The sequence below is a fragment of the Pseudoduganella sp. GW821-FHT05F09 genome (genome assembly GCF_059419605.1).
On the sequence record NZ_JBWKSD010000008.1, the window covers coordinates 219,477 to 238,531 of the forward strand.

Genomic DNA, 19,055 nt, shown 5'->3' on the forward strand with positions numbered 1-19,055 from the left:
CTTGCTCCAGACGTAAAAAAAGCCGCAGATTGCGGCTTTTTTTACGTCGCTACATCTCAACGCTTTTTGTCGTTCTCTACTTCTTCCGGGCGCATTTTGCCGGCCAGCTTGTCCAGCACGCCGTTCACGTACTTGTGGCCGTCGATGCCGCCGAAGGATTTGGTCAGCTCCACCGCTTCGTTGATGACGACGCGGTAAGGGATTTCCAAGTTGTTCTTCAGCTCGAAGGCGCCGATCAGCAGCACGGCGTGCTCGATGGGCGACAGCTCGGCCACGCCGCGGTCCACCAGCGTGGCGAAGGTCTCGCGCAGCGCTTCGGATTCCTTGATGGTGCCGTACAGCAGGTTGGTGAAGTGCTCGGCGTCGGCCTTCTCGAAGCCGTGCGCGGCACGGATGTGGTTGACGACGGTTTTCGCGTCTTCATTGTTGAGCAGCCACTGGTACAAGCCCTGCAGCGCGAACTCGCGCGCGCGGTGGCGCGGCGTGCGGTTCTTGCTCGGGTTGGCGTGCGTAGATTTGTCGGTCATGATTTCCTGCCTGTTCTTATAAGTACTGATTATTCTTCTTCGTCGTAGCCGCCGTCTTGCTGGAGTTCTTCCAGCGCGATCGACAGATTGGCCATTTCCACGGCCACGCGGGCGGCGTCCGCGCCTTTGACGGCCATGCGCACTTCGGCTTGCTCGTCGTTTTCGGTGGTCAGCACGGCGTTGGCGATAGGGATGCCGAAGTCCAGGCCGATGCGGGTGATGCCCGCGCCCGATTCATTCGACACCAGTTCGAAGTGGTAGGTTTCGCCACGGATGACGGCGCCCAGCGCGATCAGCGCGTCGAACTGCTGCGATTCGGCCAGCTTCTGCAGCACGAAGGGGATTTCCAGCGCGCCGGGCACGGTCACGTGCAGCACGTCTTCATCGGCAACGCCCAGGTGCTTGAGCTCGGCCAGGCAGGCCGACAGCAGGCCGTGGCAGACGTCTTCGTTGAAACGCGCTTGAACGATACCGACGCGCAAGCCGTCGCCGGACAGATTGGTTTCGTAGCTTCCTACGGTCATGGCATGCCTCTTTTCTGTATGTGTATATTAATTAGTGTTGTGGACGTGCTTACGCGGCCGGCTTGGCAACGTAGCCCGTGACTTCGAGGTCGAAACCTGCCATGGAAGGCATTTTACGCGGGCTGGCCAGCAACTTCATCTGGCGCACGCCAACCGCGCGCAGGATCTGCGCGCCGATGCCGTAGTCGCGCAGGCCCATGCTGGCGGCGCGGCCCTGCGGCTTGGCGTCCTTGTCCAGCGCATCGAACTGGCTGAACAGCTGTTCGGCCGTTTCTTCGCAGTTGAGCAGCACGATCACGCCCTGCTCGGCCGCCTGCACCGCCTGCATGGACGCGGAGATGTTCCACGAGTGCGTGGTCGCTTCCGATTCCAGCAGGTCCAGGATGGACACCGGCTGGTGCACGCGCACCAGCGATTCCTTGCCGGCGGCCATGGCGCCGTGCACCAGCGCCAGGTGGGCCGAGCCGGTCGGCGTGTCGCGGAAGGCGATCATGCGGAAGTCGCCGTAGGCGGTCTTCAGCGGACGCTCGGCCACGCGCTGGACGATGCATTCGTTCTGGCTGCGGTAGTGGATCAGGTCGGCAATCGTGCCGATCTTCAGGCCGTGCTCCTGGGCGAACTCCAGCAGGTCCGGCAGGCGCGCCATGGTGCCGTCGTCCTTGACGATCTCGCAGATCACGGAAGCCGGGGTCAGGCCCGCCATGGCGGTCAGGTCGCAGCCCGCCTCGGTATGGCCGGCGCGCATCAGCACGCCGCCCTTCTGGGCTTTCAGCGGGAAGATGTGGCCCGGCTGCACGATGTCCATCGGCACCGCGTTCTTGGCCACGGCCACCTGGATGGTCTTGGCGCGGTCGGCCGCCGAAATGCCGGTGGTCACGCCTTCAGCCGCTTCGATCGACACCGTGAAGTTGGTGCCGAAGGAGGTGCCGTTGCGGGCCGTCATCATGGACAGGTCGAGCTGCTTGCAGCGTTCCTCGGTCAGGGTCAGGCAGACCAGGCCGCGCGCGTGCTTGATCATGAAATTGATCGCTTCCGGCGTGACGAAGTCGGCCGCGAGCACCAGGTCGCCTTCGTTTTCCCGGTCTTCTTCGTCAACCAGGATCACCATGCGGCCAGCGCGCAACTCGGCGACGATTTCTTCGGTGCTGGAGATAGACATTTCAATTCCTTCGGTTCAGGTTTCTTTAACCCTCTATTTTAAAGGATTTGGAGAAACTAATCTGGAACTCCGCCTCGATCGCCCCAGAAAGCGCCGAAGTTAAGCAAATGATAGCGCTACACAGGCCTGCGCTTTTCGGGTAAGGTAATGCGTCCACCACTTATCGAATTGCCATCGTGACCGCACACAAGACCGACCTCGCGCCCCGCCTGCTCTGGCAACTGGGCGCCGAACTGGGCGAAGGCCCGCTGTGGCTGCCTGAACAGCAGCGCCTGTATTTCGTCAACCTGAAGGGCAGCACGCTGCACGCGCTGGACGCGGACGGCAGCCAGCACGCCTGGCCGCTGCCTGAATATATCTGCTGGATCGTGCCGCGCCGCGACGGCGACGGCTTCATGGCCGGCTTGCGCGACGGCGTGGTGCGCCTGTGGCTGGAGCCGGAACTGCGCGTCGAATACCTGGCGCGCCCCACCGAGGGCAAGCCCGGCGTGCGCCTGAACGACGCCAAGGCCGACCCGCAAGGCCGGCTGTGGTTCGGCAGCATGAACGCGGCCGACGTGCACAGCCCGGACGGGCAGCTGTTCCGCCTGGCCTCGGACGGCGCGCTGAGCGTGGCGCAGGACGGCGTCCACATCTGCAACGGACCGGCCTTCAGCCTGGACGGCAGCGTGATGTACCACAGCGACAGCCTGCTGGGCCGCACCTACGCCTACAGCGTGGGGGCCGACGGCAGCCTGGGACCGGCCCGCCTGTGGCGCCAGTTCGGCGAAGGTGAAGGCTCGCCGGACGGCATGACGGTAGACACCGAGAACTGCGTGTGGATCGCGCAATGGGGCGGCAGCCGGGTGTGCCGCTACAGCGCGGACGGAGAACTGCTGGCCACCATCGCCATGCCGGTGTCGCAGCCGGCGTCCGTGGTGTTTGGCGGCCCGGACCTGAAGACCTTGTACATCACCACCGCCTGGGAAGGCATGGGCGAGGCGCAGCGCGCGGCCGAACCGCTGGCCGGCGCCCTGTTCAGCGTAGAGCTGGAGGTGGGCGGCGTGCCGCCTGCGCGTTACGGCTGAACGCTGGCTTGAGCGCCCTCTCACCGCCCCTCTCCCTTAAGTGAGCGGCGCGCTTCACGCAATCGGCATACGATAGCTGCTCCTCTTGCAACACAAACAAAGGAGCAGCGATGAAAACGAACGGATCGGCCGTCTGGTCGGGCGGCATCAAGGACGGCAAAGGCGCCATCAGCACCCAAAGCGGCGCCATGAAGGACTACCCCTACGGCTTTGCCAGCCGCTTCGAGGGCAAGCCGGGCACCAACCCGGAAGAATTGATCGGCGCCGCGCACGCGGGCTGCTTCACCATGGCACTGTCGCTGATCCTGGGTGAAGCGGGACTGACTGCGGAAAAAATGGAAACCAAGGCCGAGGTCACCCTGGACAAGGTGGCCGACGGCTTCTCCATCACCGCCGTGCACCTGACCTTGCAGGCCAAGATCCCGGGCGCCGACAAGGCCACCTTTGACGAACTGACCGCCAAGGCCAAGGCCGGCTGCCCGGTGTCGAAACTGCTGAACGCCAGCATTACGCTGGACGCGACGCTGCTCTGACTTATTTACCGACCGACAGCATGCGTTCGACGTAGCGGGCGATCAGGTCGATCTCCAGATTGACCTTGCCGCCCACCGTCAGATGCTTGAGCGTGGTCACGGAAATGGTGTGCGGGATCAGGTTGATGGAGAACTGGCACACCAGCGCGCCGGCGCTGCCAATATCGTGCACGCGGTTGACGGTCAGCGACACGCCGTTGACCACCACCGAGCCCTTGAAGGCCAGGAATTTGGCCAGCTCGCGCGGCGCCTCGATCACCAGCTCCCAGGACTCGCCCACCGGCTCGAACTTGCGCACCACGCCCAGGCCGTCGACGTGGCCGGACACCAGGTGGCCTCCCAGGCGCTCGGACAGGGTCAGCGCTTTTTCCAGATTGACTTCCGAAGTGCCGTCCAGGCCCACCGTGCAGTTCAGGCTTTCGCGCGAGACGTCCACCTTGAAGGTGGTGGCGGTCTTTTCGATCACGGTCATGCAGGCGCCATTCAGGGCAATGGAGTCGCCCAGGGCGACGTCGGCCAGCGGCAGGCCGCCGGCGTCGATTTCCAGGCGCACGCCTGCGTCATGGCCGCCTTCCAGCGGCTGGACCGAAGTGATTTTTCCGACTGCGGCAACAATTCCAGTAAACATGGTGCTATCTCATTGTGAAGTGAATCTGGCAAGGATACGCAAATCCGCGCCGGTCTGCTGAACCTGGTGGAATTTCAGGCTCTTGCGCCCGCTCAATTCCGTCAGCGCGGGCAAGGCGAACATGCCCTGGGCGTCGCCCAGCAGCATGGGCGCCAGGTAGACCAGCAGTTCGTCCACGCAGCCTTCGCGTATCAGGGAGCCGTTCAGCTTGCCGCCCGCCTCGACGTGCAGCTCGTTGATCTGGCGGCGGCCCAGTTCGCGCATCAGCTCCGGCAGGTCGACCTTGCCGTGCGGGTTGGGCAGCGTGATGATGTCCGCGCCCACGGCGCGCAGCGCGGCTTCCTTTTCCGGATCGCTGACGGCGGCCACCACCCAGGTCCCGCCGCCTTCGAGCACGCGCGCAGAAGGACTGATGTCCAGGCGGCTGTCCACCACGATGCGGCGCGGCTGGCGCGGCGTGTCCACCGAGCGCACCGTCAACTGCGGATCGTCCGCTTTCACGGTGCCGATGCCGGTCAGGATGGCGCAGGCGCGGGCGCGCCAGGCGTGGCCGTCGGCGCGCGCTTCCGGGCCGGTGATCCACTGGCTGGCCCCGTTGTGCAGCGCCGTCATGCCGTCCAGGCTGGCGGCGGTTTTCATGCGCACCCACGGCAGGCCGCGCGTCATGCGCGAGAAGAATCCGATGTTCAGCTCGTAGGCCTGCTCGGCCAGCAAGCCGCTCGAGACCTCGATGCCAGCCGCCGCCAGCTTGGCCAGGCCCTGGCCGGCCACCAGCGGATTCGGGTCTTCCATCGCCGCCACCACGCGGCCCATGCCGGCGCGCACCAGCGCGTCCGAACAGGGCGGCGTGCGGCCGTGGTGGTTGCACGGCTCCAGCGTGACGTAGGCGGTGGCGCCGCGCACATCATGGCCGCGCGCCTGCGCGTCCTTCATGGCCTGGATTTCGGCGTGGTCCTGCCCGGCGGGCTGGGTCACGCCCGCGCCGATCACGCGGCCGCCGCGCACGATCACGCAGCCGATGCGCGGATTGGGCGAGGTGGTGTACAGCCCCTTGGCGGCCCATTCCAGGGCCAGCTTCATGCCTTCGGTGTCGTTGTTGATGTCCACAGGATCGCTTACTCGCTTTGGTTTAGTCTGCGCTGGTGCAGAGCGCCGGCTGCGCAACAGGATCGCACACCCTCACCCGGCCCAGCATGTTGATCTTGACGAGGCGCTTGTGCTCGCCAGCTTCCAGCGTCAGCGTGCCCCAGCGCGCCGCCTGGCTGTTGCCCGCCTGACAGCCGCGCCCAGCAGCATTATAGGCAAGATAGGCCGCTCCCGTGCCGGAAGTGAAGCGCGCACCCAGGCGTATGCCGTCCGCCATGGGCTGCTGGACGGCGTAGCGCTCCTCGCCGGGGTCCGGGCGGCGGTTGCCGTTGCGGTCAGAGAACACGGTCCAGCCTCGCTCCCACGCCTCGCCGCTGGCGTCGTGCGGCGCGAGCAGCACCACGCCGCCGCGCGCGATAGCCAGGGAGCGGGTCAGGGCGATGGCGCCCTGCAGCTCGTTCAGCGCCGCGCGCAGTTGCTGCTTTTGCAGCATGGCCTGCAGGCTGGGCGCGGCGGCGCCGGCCAGAACGGCCGCCAGCGCCAGCGCGACCAGCAATTCGATCAGCGTAAGGCCGGCGGCGGCGCGCCTCAGCGCCAGCAGCGCACGCCCTGCCCGCTCGCCAGCCGCAGGCCGGCGCTGGTCAATATCAGTTTTCCGCATTCCCTGTCCTCGTAATGCGCGTCCACCTTGGCCGTGCCCGGCGTGGCGACCAGCTGCACGCAGCTCGAGATCGCTTCATCGTCGCAGGCCTTCGCTTCGATCTCATACGCGCTGCCGGCGGGGCTGGCGCCGGACCACCATTTGAATTCGCGCTCGGCCGCATCGGTGGAGCCGGACGAGAAGGCGATGTAGCTGTTGTGGGCGCTGAAGTAGCGCTCCTGCTGCTGCATCAATAGCAGCAAGGCGGCCTGCCCTTCCACGCGCTTGCTGCGGATCACGAACTGGCTGTAGGAAGGATAGGAGAACGCGGCCAGCACCACGGCAATCACCACCACGATCAGGGCCTCCAGCACGGTCCAGCCACGGCAGCGCCTCGTGTGCTCGGTACGCCTGGTGCGCCTCGTGCGCCTGATACTCATGGCGGTCATGCCGGTGATGGCCTTCATGGCTGCTCCCCTTCGCGTGGCTGCGGCGTCCGTGCCTGCGCCGCCTGATGCAGCTCGCGCCAATTGGCCAGCTCGCGCCAGCCCAGCCTGCCGGCCGGCGCGACCGCCCTGGTCCGCGCCGACGGCAGCGCACCGGCTTCCCTGGCGCCGGCATTGACGGCGGCGATACGCTTGCTGACCAGCATCCGGCCACCGGCCTGGCGCACCGCTTGCGCCGGCTCGGTCACGATCACCGCCGCCGGCCCGGGAAGATAGTCTGCGACCAATGTGCCGGCCGCCGCCCCCGAGAGCGGCACGCCTGCGCTGTCCGGCGCCAGCCCGCTCAGCACGTCGAGCGCGTAGCTGCGGCTGGCGACGGGCGCGCAAGCGCTGGCGCCGGTCAGGACGGTGTTGAAGAAGATCTGTCCGCCGGCAAGCGCGGCGCCACCCACGCTGCGCTCTCCCGTGGCGGCGCCATTGAAGTCGATATACCAGCCATGCGCACCGCCGGCGCCGCCATAAGTAAAACTACGCCCGCGCAATGCCAGCACTGCGGCATCGGGCGCGCCCTCCAGCTCGCGCAGGGCCAGATCGTCACGTCCCAGGGGCCAGTCCGCGCGCGTCCCGCCACGGCCGCCCGCGCTGTCGTCCAGCACCGCGTAGAACGACTGCTGGGCATAGCGGGCCGGGTCGCGGTCCGCCGCCTCCAGCAACTTTCCGGTCCCGAACAGGATCAGATAGCTGCCGCCGGGCGCGTTGGCAACCCGGGGCTGCATGGTGATCGGCTGCCGCACGCGCCGCGCATCGCGGGCGATGAACACAGGCCCTTCCGCCGCGTCCCGCCACGGCGCGCTGCCCGTGAAATTGAAGCGCCACAGATTGCCCTGCAAATCTCCGGCGTAGGCGTAGAGCAGAGCCCCATCGCCGTCCAGCACCAGCGCCGGCGCACCCAGCGCATTGGCGCGGCCGGGCTCGCCTCCCGGCGCTTGCAAGCGATAGTAGTTCCGGTTCAGCCGCCATGCCTCGCCAGCCGGTTTGTCCAGCGCCAGCAGGAACAAGGCGCTGGCATTGGCCGGATCGGCATTGCCGTCGCTGGCCTGGCTGTTGACGCCGCTGCTCACGAGCGCAAAGTAGCGGTAGGCGTTCGCTGCGCTGCGCAGGCGCAAGCGCACCATCTGCGGCAGGGACGTCACATTGCCCATCGCGGCATCATCCCGGTCGGTGAACTCCCACAGCGCGCCGCCGGCCTGCGGAAACACGGAGGGATTGGTGACGTCGAGTGCGAATACGCCCTGCGCGCCGGCCCCCATGGCGGACACCAGCACCGTCCGCCAGTTCCCGTCCAGCTGCGCTTCGGCCACGCTGGCCGGGCCATCCACATAGGCGCCATGCGCATAGTTGCGGTCGGGCAGCCGGTTAAGCTGGGGGAACACGGCCTCCGGCACATAGGCAAACAGCTCTGCCCCGCTCCCCGCATCGAAGGCATGCAGCATGCCGTCGTTGGCGCCCAGGTAGACCACGGCGGTGCGCGCCTGCATGCTGTCGTAAAAGGCGCGGTAGCCGTCGCCATTGCCTGCGGCGGACGGCGGCCCGGCGTACACCGGGATGCTATTGACGGCGTCGCCAAGGATGCTGGCGCGGCGGCGGAACAAGCGTCCCTCCTCGCTGCGGTCGCCGCGCAGCCAGTCCAGGCGCAGTTCGCCCTTGCGGTCGGAAACCGGACGCGCGGGCGGTGGCGCGCGGTTCAGGATGGTGCGCTGCGCGGCCGACAGCGCGTCCCACTCGAACGGTATCGTCACCCGCCTGCCCTGCTCCAGCCTGGACGTGTAGATGCGGCGGCTTCGGGCTGGCTCCGGCAAGGCGTCCAGCCAAGCGGCGGCGTCCCACAGCGGAGCCGAAATTTGCGGCGCGCCGGACGCGTCCACGGTCAAAGCGGAGCGCGTGAACACCCCGCTCCAACTGCCGGGCCGCGCACCCGCCTGGAACACCGCCATGCCGGAGGGCGTGGACGCCACCGCTGCGGCGCCGCGCAGCAAGTCCGGATGCGGCACGCAGCTGGCGCCCAGCGGCTCGGTGCTCAGCTCCACCAGCGGCGGCACAGCGGCAGCCTGCGCGGCGGCCAGCACTGCAGCCAATACGGTGCACACAGCACTCGCCATTCGCCGGCTGGCGCCGAGCCAACGCGCGCAGCGGTCAGCCCATGGCAGATTCATGGCGTCCCTCCCTCGTCTGCTTTGCGGTAGCTTCCTTGCAGCACAGTCTCGGTAGACTCGCGCGAGCCAAAGCCGATGGCGGTGACGCGATACAGGTACTGCGTGCTTCCAGCGTCCGCGCCGGGCGGGTGGTAAGGTGCGCGCTCGATGATGTAGCGCGGGCGCCGGAATGGCAGCAGCCCCTGGCCGGTCTCCATCACCGCGCCCGTGAACCGTCCAAACGGCACCGAACGCGAGGCAGCACTGTCGTCGCCGATGTCGACGCTTTCCCACACCGGCACATCGCCCTCCGCAGGCGCGCACAGGCCGAGCCCGGGATTGTCGGCGCCCATGCCGCAGCCCGGCACAAAGCCCAGGCCGCTGCCCGGCGCCAGCAGCGCCGCACGCGCCGGTGTGCTGGCGGCGCTGCCGTTAATCTCCTTCTCCGCGTCGGCCAGCGCATCCTCCGCCGCCTGCAATGCCACGTAGCGGTCGCGCTCTGCCCGCGCAGCCTTCTCGCCCAGCATGGCCATGCGCGCTGCGGATGCGCCCAGCAGCAGCACGGCAATCAGCATCAGCAATGTGAGGAGCAAGGCAATGCCTTGCTCGGCAAGCATGGGAGCAGCGCTGATGTGACGGATGGCGGCCATCACGTGCCCCCGGCGTTGCGCAGCGCGATCGACGTTTCGAATACGCGCCGCACGCGCTGGCGTTCGCTCTCGGGCAGCAGGTGCTCGTCTATGTGCGTGCCACGGTCGCCGTCTGCCGTGCTGCCGGTGTAAGCACCGCCAAGCAAGTCGTACTGCGCCGGGACAGCGCCGTTGCGGGAGTAGTCTTCCCCGCGCAGCAGCAGGCCCACCTTGATGCTGGCCACGCGTTTCCACCAGGTTTTGCGGTTGAAATCCTGCGCGCGCGCTGGGGCCGTGGCGCCTTCCAGCACCAGATCCCCATCCATTAAGTTGATGGCGCTCGCGCTCAGGTAGCGGTTGGGAATGCCGTCCGCCGGCGTGTCGGTGTCGATTCCGTATAGCACCTGGAAACTGTCCACGCCGCGCACGATGGCGTCGGCGCCCCAGCTGTGCGCGCTTTTATATTTGCAGCGCAGTTCGGCGACACCGTCGCTGCCCTTCGCAACGTAGAAAATGCTCCAGCCGCGCTGCGCTTCGCTGCCAGCAGCGGCAATGCCGAAGCCCGCGCAATTCAGCACGGAGCCGTCCGCCTCGGGCGAGCCGGAGCCGGCATAGCGCAAGGCCAGCACATCGCTGCCATTCACGGATGCGGGCAGCGGATCCTCAATGCCGTTGCTGTTGCGGGAAATACTGGCGTCATCCAGTCCGCTGATGTTGGCGCTGGTTTCCGGCGTGGTTGCCGGCGGCACGCTGGCATCATCCCAGTTCACAAACGCGGCTTGCCGCACGGACTGGCTGATGATGGACAGCGCGTAGCGGCCGCTGTCATTGAGCCGGGCGCTTTCAGTGTGGAACGCATAATTGGCGCTGGCATTCACCAGCAGCGCGCTGGCCACCAACGTCACCAGCGAGCCCACCGCGATCGCGATCACCATCTCAACCAGGCCCAGGCCGCGCTCGCGCCTGGGGCCCGCATCAACCTCGCTGACGGCCTTGTTCATGGCGCCACTCCCGCCAGCACCAGCGCCACACCGGGCGCATAGTCGCCGTCCACATCGCTGGCCGCCGTACCGTCCGGATTTTTTCCGCGCCAGCCGACCTTGACGACCACCGGCGCCGCCGGGCCGCCCGCGCAGGGCCAGCGCAGCCTGCCACTGCTCCACATGCCCGTGTCGCGGCAGATGCGCACCCGGCCGCCGGGCAGTTGCGAAGCGATTTGCCGCTTCAAATCATACATATCCGCCTCCGCCATGGCGGCGCTGTCGCACGGCCCGGTCCAGCACTGGCGGCCGGGCGCGGCGGGAACCGGCTCGGCATGCGCGTCATAGTCCAGCGATAGGTAGGCCGTGGCGATCTGGCCCGGATTGGCGCGCAAGCGTTCGGCCATGGCGAAGGCCATTTGGGCTGCATTGCTCAGCAATTGCGACTCGTAGCGCACACGCAGCGCCACCAGCTGCATGCCTGCGGCGCCCAGCACGCCGACGGCCAGCACCACCACCGCCACCAGCACTTCGATCAGCGCGAAGCCGTGAATCCGCCGTTGCGACGCCATATGCCACCTCCGCACAAGCCGCTTGAGAGACACCCTGACTGCAAGTTAGCAGCCCATGCGCAAGCCAGTTTGACGCAGATCAAAGCTCATATAACTCAGCCTTAAAATCCCACTGGCGATTGCCTATCGTCATTGCAAGCAGGAATGAAGTGTGCCAGCGCCAGCCTTCAGCAGCGGCCTTGCGCCAGATCGAAACGCACCAGCACACCGAGGGCTAGACTGTGTTCTTGCCAGCCACTCTCGCCCCCCATGGACAACTACGATGCGCCCTGGAAAACTGCACTGGTCCTTTATTTTGAGGACTTTATTGCGTTCTACTTTCCGGATGTGCACGCCGCCATCGACTGGCGGCATGCGCCCGAGTTCCTCGATACGGAATTGCAGCAGCTGGCACTGGATGGCGCCCTGGGCAAGCGCATGGCCGACAAACTGGTCCGGGTGCACACCCTGGACGGCGTCGAGCAATGGGTGTTGATACACGTAGAGGTGCAAGCGAGGCACGATCATCACTTGCCGCAACGGATCTTCACGTACAGCTACCGCATCTATGACCGTTACCAGCATCCCGTCGCCAGCCTGGTGGTGCTGGCAGACCGCAATCCGTATTGGCGGCCAAGCGTGTTTTCGTTCAAGCTGTTCGGCTGCAGGCTGGAATTGAGGTTCCGCACCACCAAACTGCAGGATCTTGCCGATCACATCAGCACATTGCTGGAGGACCACAATCCCTTCGCCCTGCTTACCGCAGCCCATCTGCTGACCCAGGAGACGCACGGGCTCCCCTCGCGCCGGCTTGCCGCAAAGCGGCAGCTGACACAATTGCTGCTGGCGCGTGACTGGGACCGGCAGCGTATCGTAAACTTGTTCCACGTCGTCGATTGGATCATGCACTTACCCACGGAGCTGGAAGCCCAGCTCTGGCACGACATGGCCCAAATTCAAGGGAGACCCACCATGGAAAATTACATTCCGCGCGGCGCCAGAATCGTGATGCGGCGCGAGTTGGCGGAGGCCAAGGTCAAAGCAGCGCTGGAAGGAAGACAAGAAGGGATGCAGCAGGGGCGGCAGGAAGGAATGCAGCAAGGGCGGCAGGAAGGGATACAGCAGGGGATACAACAGGGGATGCAGCAAGGGCGGCAGGAAGGAATAAAGCAAGGTCAAGCAGCCTTGCTCGCCCTGCAGCTAAGCCAGCGTTTCGGCGCTTTGCCAGACGACATCACCGCCTTGCTGTCCACAGCCAGCCAGAACCAGTTGCAAGACTGGGCCAAAGCGGTCATCGATGCGCCCACGCTGAACCAGGTCTTCGCCCGCCATTGAGGCGCGGCTAGGTTTTCGGCGCCTGGCCGACTTCTTCGATGGCGTCCTGGAACTCGGCCAGGTCCTCGAAATTCTTGTAGACGGAAGCGAAGCGGATGTAGGCAACCTTGTCCAGCCGCTTCAGCTCCTGCATCACCAGTTCGCCGATATAGTGCGTATCGACTTCGCGCTTGCCGCTGGTGAGCAGTTTCTCCTCGATCGCCTGCACCGCCATGTCCAGCGAGGCAGCCGCAACGGGCCGCTTGCGCAAGGCCAGCGTCAAGGAGCCGCGCAACTTGGCCGCAGCGTACTCCGTGCGGCTGCCGTTCTTTTTGACCACGAAGGGCATCACAAGTTCAATGCGCTCATATGTCGTGAAGCGCTTGTCGCACTTGCCGCAGCGGCGGCGGCGGCGGATCGCGTCCCCCTCCTCCGACACGCGGGTGTCGAGGACGTGGATTTCTTCATGCTGACAGAACGGACATTTCATCTGGCGCTGCGCTTTCGAATGTTAAAAGAGCGCCGGACCGGCAAGGTCACGGCGCCCTGATGTTACCAAGACAATGTTTAAGCGTAAACCGGATGCGCGTCAGCCAGCACCTTCACGGCCGCTTTCACGCGCTCGATGGTGGCGGCGTCATGCGGATTGTCCAGCACGTCGGCGATCAGGTTGCCCACTTGTTCCGCTTCGGCTTCCTTGAAACCGCGGGTGGTCATGGCCGGCGAGCCCAGGCGGATGCCCGAGGTCACGAACGGTTTCTGCGGATCGTTCGGAATGCCGTTCTTGTTGCAGGTGATGTGCGCCTGGCCCAGGATGGCTTCCGCTTCCTTGCCGGTCAGGTTCTTGGCGCGCAGGTCGACCAGGAACACGTGCGACTCGGTGCCGCCCGACACGATGCGCAGGCCGCGCTTGATCAGCGTCTTGGCCAGCACGTCGGCGTTCTTCACCACTTGCTGCTGGTATTCCTTGAACGCAGGCTGCAGCGCTTCCTGGAAGGCCACGGCCTTGCCGGCGATCACGTGCATCAGCGGGCCGCCCTGGATGCCTGGGAAGATGGCCGAGTTGATGATCTTCTCGTGCTCGGCCTTCATCAGGATGATGCCGCCGCGCGGGCCGCGCAGCGATTTGTGCGTGGTCGAGGTGACGAAGTCGGCGTGCGGCACCGGGTTAGGGTACAGGCCGGCGGCGATCAGGCCGGCGTAGTGGGCCATGTCCACCATGAAGTAGGCGCCCACGGCTTTCGCCACGGCGGCGAAACGCTCGAAGTCGATCTTCTTCGAAAAGGCGGACGCGCCGGCGATGATCAGCTTGGGCTTGTGTTCCTTGGCCAGCGCTTCCATGGCGGCGTAGTCGATGTCTTCTTCCGGGGTCAGGCCGTAGGACACCACGTTGAACCATTTGCCGGACATATTCAGCGCCATGCCGTGGGTCAGGTGGCCGCCTTCGGCCAGCGACATGCCCATGATGGTGTCGCCCGGCTTCAGCACGGCGAAGAACACGCCCTGGTTGGCTTGCGAGCCCGAGTTCGGCTGCACGTTGGCCGCTTCCGCGCCGAACAGCTGCTTCACGCGGTCGATCGCCAGCTGCTCGACCACGTCCACGTATTCGCAGCCGCCGTAGTAGCGCTTGCCTGGATAGCCTTCGGCGTATTTATTGGTCAGCTGGGAGCCCTGGGCTTCCATCACCGCTGGCGAAGTGTAGTTCTCCGAAGCGATCAGCTCGATATGGTCGTGCTGGCGGGTGTTTTCCTTCTGGATCGCGGCGAACAGGTCTGGATCGACGGAGGACAGGGTGTGATCTTTTGCAAACATGAAAAAACTCCAAGTGAGAGAGTAAATCTGGCAGGTGGATCGAATGAGGAACGCCAATAAGCGAGGAGCAGCCTCTTCGTGCTTTCCATCGGTGGCTGCCCAGGCGAACGGCTGTTGATTTGAAATCTCACGTTCCCCGGTGGATGCCCACCTTTCGCCGACAGATCGCGCAAGCGCAGACCCGGCTTTTCGCCAGTCACGTGAGACGTAATGGAAGCCAGATTGTACTATCAACTAAGGCAATTACGCTACACTTGCCCTACTCCACCATGCCATTCATTTGTAAGGAAGCAATATGATCGTATTCATCACCGGCGCCAGCGCCGGCTTCGGCGCCGCCATGGCCCGCGTTTTCACCGCCAACGGCCACCGGGCCATCATCGCCGCGCGCCGCGTGGACCGCCTGCAGGCGCTGGCGGCCGAACTGGGCGACCAGGTGCTGCCCATCGAACTGGATGTGACCGACAAGGCCGCCATCCGCGCCGCGCTGGAGGCCCTGCCGGCCGAGTGGCGCCAGATCGACGTGCTGGTCAACAATGCCGGCCTGGCCCTGGGCGTCAAGCCGGCCCACGAATCCTCGCTGGACGACTGGGAAACCATGATAGACACCAACTGCAAAGGCCTGGTCACCATGACCCACGCCGTGCTGCCCGCCATGGTGGCGCGCGGCGCCGGCACCATCATCAACATCGGCTCCACCGCCGGCGCCTACCCTTACCCGGGCGGCAATGTGTACGGCGCCACCAAAGCCTTCGTCGAGCAATTCACCCTCAACCTGCGCGCCGACCTGGTGGGCACCGGCGTGCGCGCCACCAACCTGGCGCCCGGCCTGTGCGGCGGCACCGAGTTCTCCAATGTGCGCCTGAAGGGCGACGACGCGGCCGCCGCCAAGGTCTATGAAGGCACGGTGCCGCTGTCGCCGCAGGACATCGCCAACACCGCCTACTGGATCGCCACCCTGCCGCCGCACATGAATGTGAACCAGATCGAACTGATGCCGACTTGTCAGGGTTTCTCCCCTTTCACCATCAAACGGGGATAAAATTCCTCTTTTCGCCGAAAAAAACGTAAGCGAGTGTTACAAGAGGGCCAAACTCGCTTGCAAAATCGCGTAGAATGTTGCCCAATCTCATTAGTAGTCAGAACAACATGCCTTCAGAGTTTACCTGGAATGTCCGTGTCTATTACGAAGACACCGATGCCGGTGGCATTGTCTATTACGCAAACTATCTCAAATTCTTCGAACGCGCGCGGACCGAATGGCTGCGCGCTATCGGCGTTGACCAGCACGCCCTGCTGCAGCAACACGACGCCATGTTCGTCGTGAAAAGCGTCGCTGCCGAGTATCATGCGCCAGCTAAACTCGACGATGTACTAAAATTAACCTTAAGTATCGAAAAACTGGGCCGCGCCTCGCTGCAATTTGTGCAGCAAGCCTGGAACGGCGATCAGTTGCTTAACACGGCGCGCGTGAAAGTTGGTTGCGTCGATTCCGCGCTGCGCCCGCGCGCGGTGCCCGATGTGGTAGCGGCCCGCATGCGCGGCGCCGTCTCATCCCCAAACTCAGATTGAAACAATGAACGTCACCCAAGACCTCTCCTTCATCGCCCTGATTTCCAACGCGCACCTGATCGTTCAGCTGATCATGGCGCTGCTGCTCGGCATTTCCCTCACCAGCTGGACCTATATCTTCCGCAAGATGTTCGCCGTGCGCGCCGCGCGCCGCCAGACCATAGACTTCGAAAAAACCTTCTGGGCCGGCGGCAACCTGCACGCGCTGCACCAGAGCGCCGGCAACAACCGTGAACAAGGCGGCGCGCTGGCGCGCATCTTCGAAGCGGGCATGGGCGAATTCATCAAGGGCAAGGCCGCGCACGCAGCCAGCCGCGAACTGGACGCCGGCGCGGTGCTGGACGGCGCCCGCCGCGCCATGCGCGCCGCCTTCCAGCGCGAAATGGACGCGCTCGAATCGCACCTGGCCTTCCTGGCCTCGGTCGGCTCGGTGTCGCCCTACATCGGCCTGCTGGGCACCGTGTGGGGCATCATGAACGCCTTCCGCGGCCTGGCCAATGTGCAGCAAGCCACCTTGGCCGCCGTCGCGCCCGGCATTGCCGAAGCGCTGATCGCCACCGCCATCGGCCTGTTCGCCGCCATCCCCGCCGTGGTCGCCTACAACCGCTTCTCGCACGACATCGACCGCCTGGCCATCCGCTTCGAGAGCTTCGTGGAAGAGTTCTCCAACATCCTGCAGCGCCAGTCGCGCTAACCGGGGAGCATAACCATGGCATCTTCCTTCTCCAGCGGCATGCGCGGCAGCCGAGGCGGCCGCAAGCTGAAGTCCGAGATCAACGTCGTGCCCTACATCGACGTGATGCTGGTGCTGCTCATTATTTTCATGGTCATGCCCTCGTCCAACAACCCGTCTCAGGTGGACCTGCCGCAAGCCGAGCGCTCCACCCGCCCGCCGGACGACTACATCCAGATCGTCATCAAGCCCAATGGCGCGCTGTCGATCGGCGTGCAGGGCAAGAACGCGGACGCGCCGGAAACCGAGCCGAACCGCGACGCCCTGGTGCGCAAGCTGCGCAAGCTGCATGAAGCGCATCCAACGTATCCGGTGATGATCGCCGGCGACAAGGAAAGCAAGTACGACGACGTGATCCAGCTGATTTCGGAATCGAAGAAGATGGGCATCAGCCGCGTCGGCTTGGCCACGAAGTAAAGCATGACGATGAAACACGCCACCGCAGGCGGCCCGTACCGGGTGCCGAAACGCGACGACCGCTGGAGCTCGATCGGCCTGGCCGCGGCCATGCACGCCGGCCTGCTGTTCTTCCTGTGGGTGGGCGTGGCATGGCAGAACAACGAGCCGGTGGCGGTGGAAGCGGAAGTGTGGGACATGACGACCCAGACCGCCGCCCCGCCGGCGCCACAGCCGCCGGAACCGAAGCCCGAGCCCGAGCCGGAACCTCAGCCCGCGCCCGCGCCGCCGCCCAAAGTGGTAGCGCCACCAGTGGAAGCGCCGCCGCCGGCCGTCGATCCGGAGATCGCGCTGCAAAAGCGCAAGGCCAAGGAAAAGGCCGAGAAGGAACGCGTTGAAGAAGAAAAGGCCAAAAAGCTAGCAGAACAAAAGGCCAAGGAACTCGAACAGAAGAAGCTCGACGAGAAGAAAAAACTCGAGGAGCAGAAACTGGCCGAGGAAAAAGCCAAGCTGGAACAGGCCAAGGAAGACAAGAAAGCCGCCGAAAAGGCAGCCAAGGCCAAAGCGGAAGCAGAGCAGAAGAAGCTGGATAAACAGCGTGCGGCGGAAATGGCGCGCATCACGGGCGCCGTTGGCGCAGGCACTACCGGCACGGCCGCGAAAGCGACCGCGCCGCGCCTGGACAGCGGCTACGTGGCAGCCATTACCGCCAAGATCAAGAGCAACATCGCGTATGCCGGCAGCGACGTCGCCGGCAACCCGCGCGCCGAGTTCAAGATCGAGCAACTGCCAACTGGGGAAATTATTTCGGTCCGGAAGATCAAGAGTAGCGGCATTCCCGCCTACGACCTGGCGGTGGAAGCAGCCATCGCCAAGTCCTCGCCTTTGCCGAAGAAGAAAGACGGCACGGTCGAACGCGAGATTACCGCAGGATTCAACATGAAAGATTTGCCTTGAGAACCAATATGAAAAAACTGACTAGCCTGACCAATGCACTTGCCGCCGCCAGCCTGCTGGCCAGCCTGAACGCCTACGCGCAGCTGAAGGTGGAAATCTCCGGCGTCGGCAGCAACCAGATCCCGGTCGCCGTGGCCACCTTCGCCGACGAAGGCGCGGCCCCCCCCAACGCCCAGGTGTCGGCCATCATCAAGGCCGACCTGGAACGCAGCGGCATGTTCAAGATTATCGACGCCGGCGTGATCAACAACCCGAACGACGTCGACTACAGCCAGTGGAAATCGCGCGGCGCCAACGCCATCGTGGTGGGCACCGTCAGCAAGCTGGCCAACGGCGGCTTCGACGTGCGCTACAAGCTGCACGACACCATCAAGGCGTCCAAGCTGTCGCAGATGGACCAGACCACCTCGGTCAACGAAGTGCGCCTGTCGGCCCACAAGATCGCCGACGACGTCTACGAAAAACTGACCGGCGTGCGCGGCGCCTTCGCCACCCGCGTGGCCTACGTCACCCAGCAGGGCCGCCAGTACCGCCTGGTGGTGGCGGACTCGGACGGCGAAAACGAACTGCCGGCGCTGATCTCGAACGAGCCCATCATTTCGCCGTCCTGGTCGCCGGACGGCAACAAGGTGGCCTACGTCTCCTTCGAGCAGAAAAAGCCCGTGGTCTACGTGCAGAACCTGGTGACGCGCGCGCGCACCGTGGTGGCCAACGAAAAAGGCAGCAACTCGGCGCCGTCGTGGTCGCCGGACGGCACCAAAGTGGCCGTAGCCCTGTCCAAGACCGGCAACACGCAGATCTTCATCGCCAACGCCGACGGCAGCGGCATCCGCCGCATCTCGAACAGCTCCGGCATCGACACCGAGCCGCAGTTCTCGGCCGACGGCCAGTACATCTACTTCACCAGCGACCGCAGCGGCGGCCCGCAGATCTACCGCATGAGCGCCAACGGCGGCGAAGCCAAGCGCGTCACCTTCAGCGGCAGCTACAACATCAGCCCGCGTATTTCCTCGGACGGAAACACGCTGGCTTACATCTCCCGGCGCGACGGCGGCAACTTCCAGCTCTTTGTACTGGATCTCGCCTCCGGCCAGGAACAACGCCTGTCCGACACCACCAGCGACGAATCGCCCAGCTTCGCCCCGAACGGCAAGTACCTGCTGTACGCGACCGTTTCGGGCGGCCGCAAATCGCTGGCAGTGGTGTCGGTCGACGGCCGCGTAAAGCAACGCTTGACGATTCAAGCGGGCAATATCAAGGAGCCCACCTGGGGTCCTTTCATGAAGTAAAAAGCAGTCCTTTCATCAAC

22 protein-coding genes and 1 riboswitch are annotated in these 19,055 nt (G+C 65.0%); of the genes, 9 read left to right on the forward strand and 13 right to left on the reverse strand.

Features of this window, described 5'->3' with window-relative positions:
- Positions 1-56: 56 nt before the first annotated feature.
- The 3 genes from nusB to ribBA are packed head-to-tail and all read right to left on the reverse strand — an operon-like array spanning position 57 to position 2,210.
- The gene (gene nusB, locus AC07S4_RS24410) at positions 57-527 is read right to left on the reverse strand and encodes a transcription antitermination factor NusB (RefSeq protein ID WP_494989076.1); all 471 of its coding nucleotides are present in this window, start codon (positions 525-527) and stop codon (positions 57-59) included.
- 29 nt (positions 528-556) lie between these two features.
- Positions 557-1,051 (reverse strand): 6,7-dimethyl-8-ribityllumazine synthase, encoded by a 495-nt coding sequence (gene ribH / locus AC07S4_RS24415; protein ID WP_161074770.1) that lies wholly within the window; start codon positions 1,049-1,051, stop codon positions 557-559.
- A 49-nt stretch (positions 1,052-1,100) separates the two neighbouring features.
- Positions 1,101-2,210 carry a bifunctional 3,4-dihydroxy-2-butanone-4-phosphate synthase/GTP cyclohydrolase II gene (gene ribBA / locus AC07S4_RS24420; RefSeq protein ID WP_494989077.1) on the reverse strand — a complete coding sequence of 370 codons (1,110 nt, stop codon included), beginning with the start codon at positions 2,208-2,210 and terminating at the stop codon, positions 1,101-1,103.
- Between the two features lie 176 nt (positions 2,211-2,386).
- Between ribBA and AC07S4_RS24425 the strand changes: the two genes are divergently transcribed.
- Positions 2,387-3,277, forward strand: coding sequence for an SMP-30/gluconolactonase/LRE family protein (locus tag AC07S4_RS24425; protein WP_494989078.1), 891 nt, complete (start codon positions 2,387-2,389; stop codon positions 3,275-3,277).
- Between the two features lie 110 nt (positions 3,278-3,387).
- On the forward strand, positions 3,388-3,810 hold the full coding sequence (locus AC07S4_RS24430) for an OsmC family protein (protein WP_161074767.1): 423 nt from the start codon (positions 3,388-3,390) through the stop codon (positions 3,808-3,810).
- A 1-nt stretch (position 3,811) separates the two neighbouring features.
- On the opposite strand, the gene AC07S4_RS24435 is transcribed toward AC07S4_RS24430, so the two are convergent.
- From AC07S4_RS24435 to pilV, 8 genes are all read right to left on the reverse strand, one after another.
- Entirely contained in the window at positions 3,812-4,438 is a 627-nt protein-coding gene (locus AC07S4_RS24435) for a riboflavin synthase (protein WP_494989079.1), read from the reverse strand.
- A 9-nt stretch (positions 4,439-4,447) separates the two neighbouring features.
- The gene (gene ribD, locus AC07S4_RS24440; RefSeq protein WP_494989080.1) at positions 4,448-5,545 is read right to left on the reverse strand and encodes a bifunctional diaminohydroxyphosphoribosylaminopyrimidine deaminase/5-amino-6-(5-phosphoribosylamino)uracil reductase RibD; all 1,098 of its coding nucleotides are present in this window, start codon (positions 5,543-5,545) and stop codon (positions 4,448-4,450) included.
- Between the two features lie 22 nt (positions 5,546-5,567).
- Positions 5,568-6,185 carry a GspH/FimT family pseudopilin gene (locus tag AC07S4_RS24445; protein ID WP_494989081.1) on the reverse strand — a complete coding sequence of 206 codons (618 nt, stop codon included), beginning with the start codon at positions 6,183-6,185 and terminating at the stop codon, positions 5,568-5,570.
- Positions 6,113-6,631: a type IV pilin protein gene (locus tag AC07S4_RS24450; RefSeq protein WP_494989082.1), complete on the reverse strand. Its 519-nt coding sequence runs from the start codon at positions 6,629-6,631 to the stop codon at positions 6,113-6,115. Before AC07S4_RS24450 ends, AC07S4_RS24445 begins: the two co-directional genes overlap by 73 nt.
- Complete coding sequence (locus AC07S4_RS24455) at positions 6,628-8,757, reverse strand: pilus assembly protein (protein WP_494989083.1); 2,130 nt, start codon at positions 8,755-8,757, stop codon at positions 6,628-6,630. The genes AC07S4_RS24450 and AC07S4_RS24455 overlap by 4 nt, the downstream gene beginning before the upstream one ends.
- A gap of 62 nt (positions 8,758-8,819) precedes the next feature.
- Entirely contained in the window at positions 8,820-9,452 is a 633-nt protein-coding gene (locus tag AC07S4_RS24460) for a pilus assembly PilX family protein (protein ID WP_494989084.1), read from the reverse strand.
- Positions 9,452-10,432 carry a PilW family protein gene (locus tag AC07S4_RS24465; RefSeq protein WP_494989085.1) on the reverse strand — a complete coding sequence of 327 codons (981 nt, stop codon included), beginning with the start codon at positions 10,430-10,432 and terminating at the stop codon, positions 9,452-9,454. Before AC07S4_RS24465 ends, AC07S4_RS24460 begins: the two co-directional genes overlap by 1 nt.
- Positions 10,429-10,983 (reverse strand): type IV pilus modification protein PilV, encoded by a 555-nt coding sequence (gene pilV, locus AC07S4_RS24470; RefSeq protein ID WP_494989086.1) that lies wholly within the window; start codon positions 10,981-10,983, stop codon positions 10,429-10,431. The genes AC07S4_RS24465 and pilV overlap by 4 nt, the downstream gene beginning before the upstream one ends.
- Before the next feature lie 249 nt (positions 10,984-11,232).
- On the opposite strand from pilV, the gene AC07S4_RS24475 reads away from it, so the two are divergent.
- Entirely contained in the window at positions 11,233-12,297 is a 1,065-nt protein-coding gene (locus AC07S4_RS24475) for an Rpn family recombination-promoting nuclease/putative transposase (RefSeq protein WP_494989087.1), read from the forward strand.
- Between the two features lie 7 nt (positions 12,298-12,304).
- On the opposite strand, the gene nrdR is transcribed toward AC07S4_RS24475, so the two are convergent.
- Both nrdR and glyA read right to left on the reverse strand, forming a co-directional pair.
- Positions 12,305-12,766: a transcriptional regulator NrdR gene (gene nrdR, locus AC07S4_RS24480; RefSeq protein WP_161074759.1), complete on the reverse strand. Its 462-nt coding sequence runs from the start codon at positions 12,764-12,766 to the stop codon at positions 12,305-12,307.
- Between the two features lie 77 nt (positions 12,767-12,843).
- Positions 12,844-14,088: a serine hydroxymethyltransferase gene (gene glyA / locus AC07S4_RS24485; protein WP_494989088.1), complete on the reverse strand. Its 1,245-nt coding sequence runs from the start codon at positions 14,086-14,088 to the stop codon at positions 12,844-12,846.
- Positions 14,089-14,178: 90 nt separating this feature from the next.
- Positions 14,179-14,298: riboswitch (ZMP/ZTP riboswitch) on the reverse strand.
- Between the two features lie 85 nt (positions 14,299-14,383).
- Between glyA and AC07S4_RS24490 the strand changes: the two genes are divergently transcribed.
- The 6 genes from AC07S4_RS24490 (at position 14,384) to tolB (ending at position 19,035) form a co-directional block, all read left to right on the forward strand.
- Positions 14,384-15,130 (forward strand): SDR family oxidoreductase, encoded by a 747-nt coding sequence (locus AC07S4_RS24490; protein ID WP_494989089.1) that lies wholly within the window; start codon positions 14,384-14,386, stop codon positions 15,128-15,130.
- A 107-nt stretch (positions 15,131-15,237) separates the two neighbouring features.
- Positions 15,238-15,660, forward strand: a complete 423-nt coding sequence (gene ybgC / locus AC07S4_RS24495) for a tol-pal system-associated acyl-CoA thioesterase (RefSeq protein ID WP_161074782.1) — start codon at positions 15,238-15,240, stop codon at positions 15,658-15,660.
- A gap of 4 nt (positions 15,661-15,664) precedes the next feature.
- Positions 15,665-16,354 carry a protein TolQ gene (gene tolQ, locus AC07S4_RS24500; protein ID WP_494989090.1) on the forward strand — a complete coding sequence of 230 codons (690 nt, stop codon included), beginning with the start codon at positions 15,665-15,667 and terminating at the stop codon, positions 16,352-16,354.
- A gap of 15 nt (positions 16,355-16,369) precedes the next feature.
- Entirely contained in the window at positions 16,370-16,810 is a 441-nt protein-coding gene (locus AC07S4_RS24505; RefSeq protein WP_494989091.1) for an ExbD/TolR family protein, read from the forward strand.
- Positions 16,811-16,813: 3 nt separating this feature from the next.
- A complete protein-coding gene (tolA, locus tag AC07S4_RS24510; protein WP_494989092.1) occupies positions 16,814-17,746 on the forward strand; it encodes a cell envelope integrity protein TolA in 933 nt (310 codons plus the stop codon).
- Positions 17,747-17,754: 8 nt separating this feature from the next.
- Positions 17,755-19,035: a Tol-Pal system beta propeller repeat protein TolB gene (gene tolB / locus AC07S4_RS24515; RefSeq protein WP_494989093.1), complete on the forward strand. Its 1,281-nt coding sequence runs from the start codon at positions 17,755-17,757 to the stop codon at positions 19,033-19,035.
- The last annotated feature ends 20 nt before the right edge of the window (positions 19,036-19,055 follow it).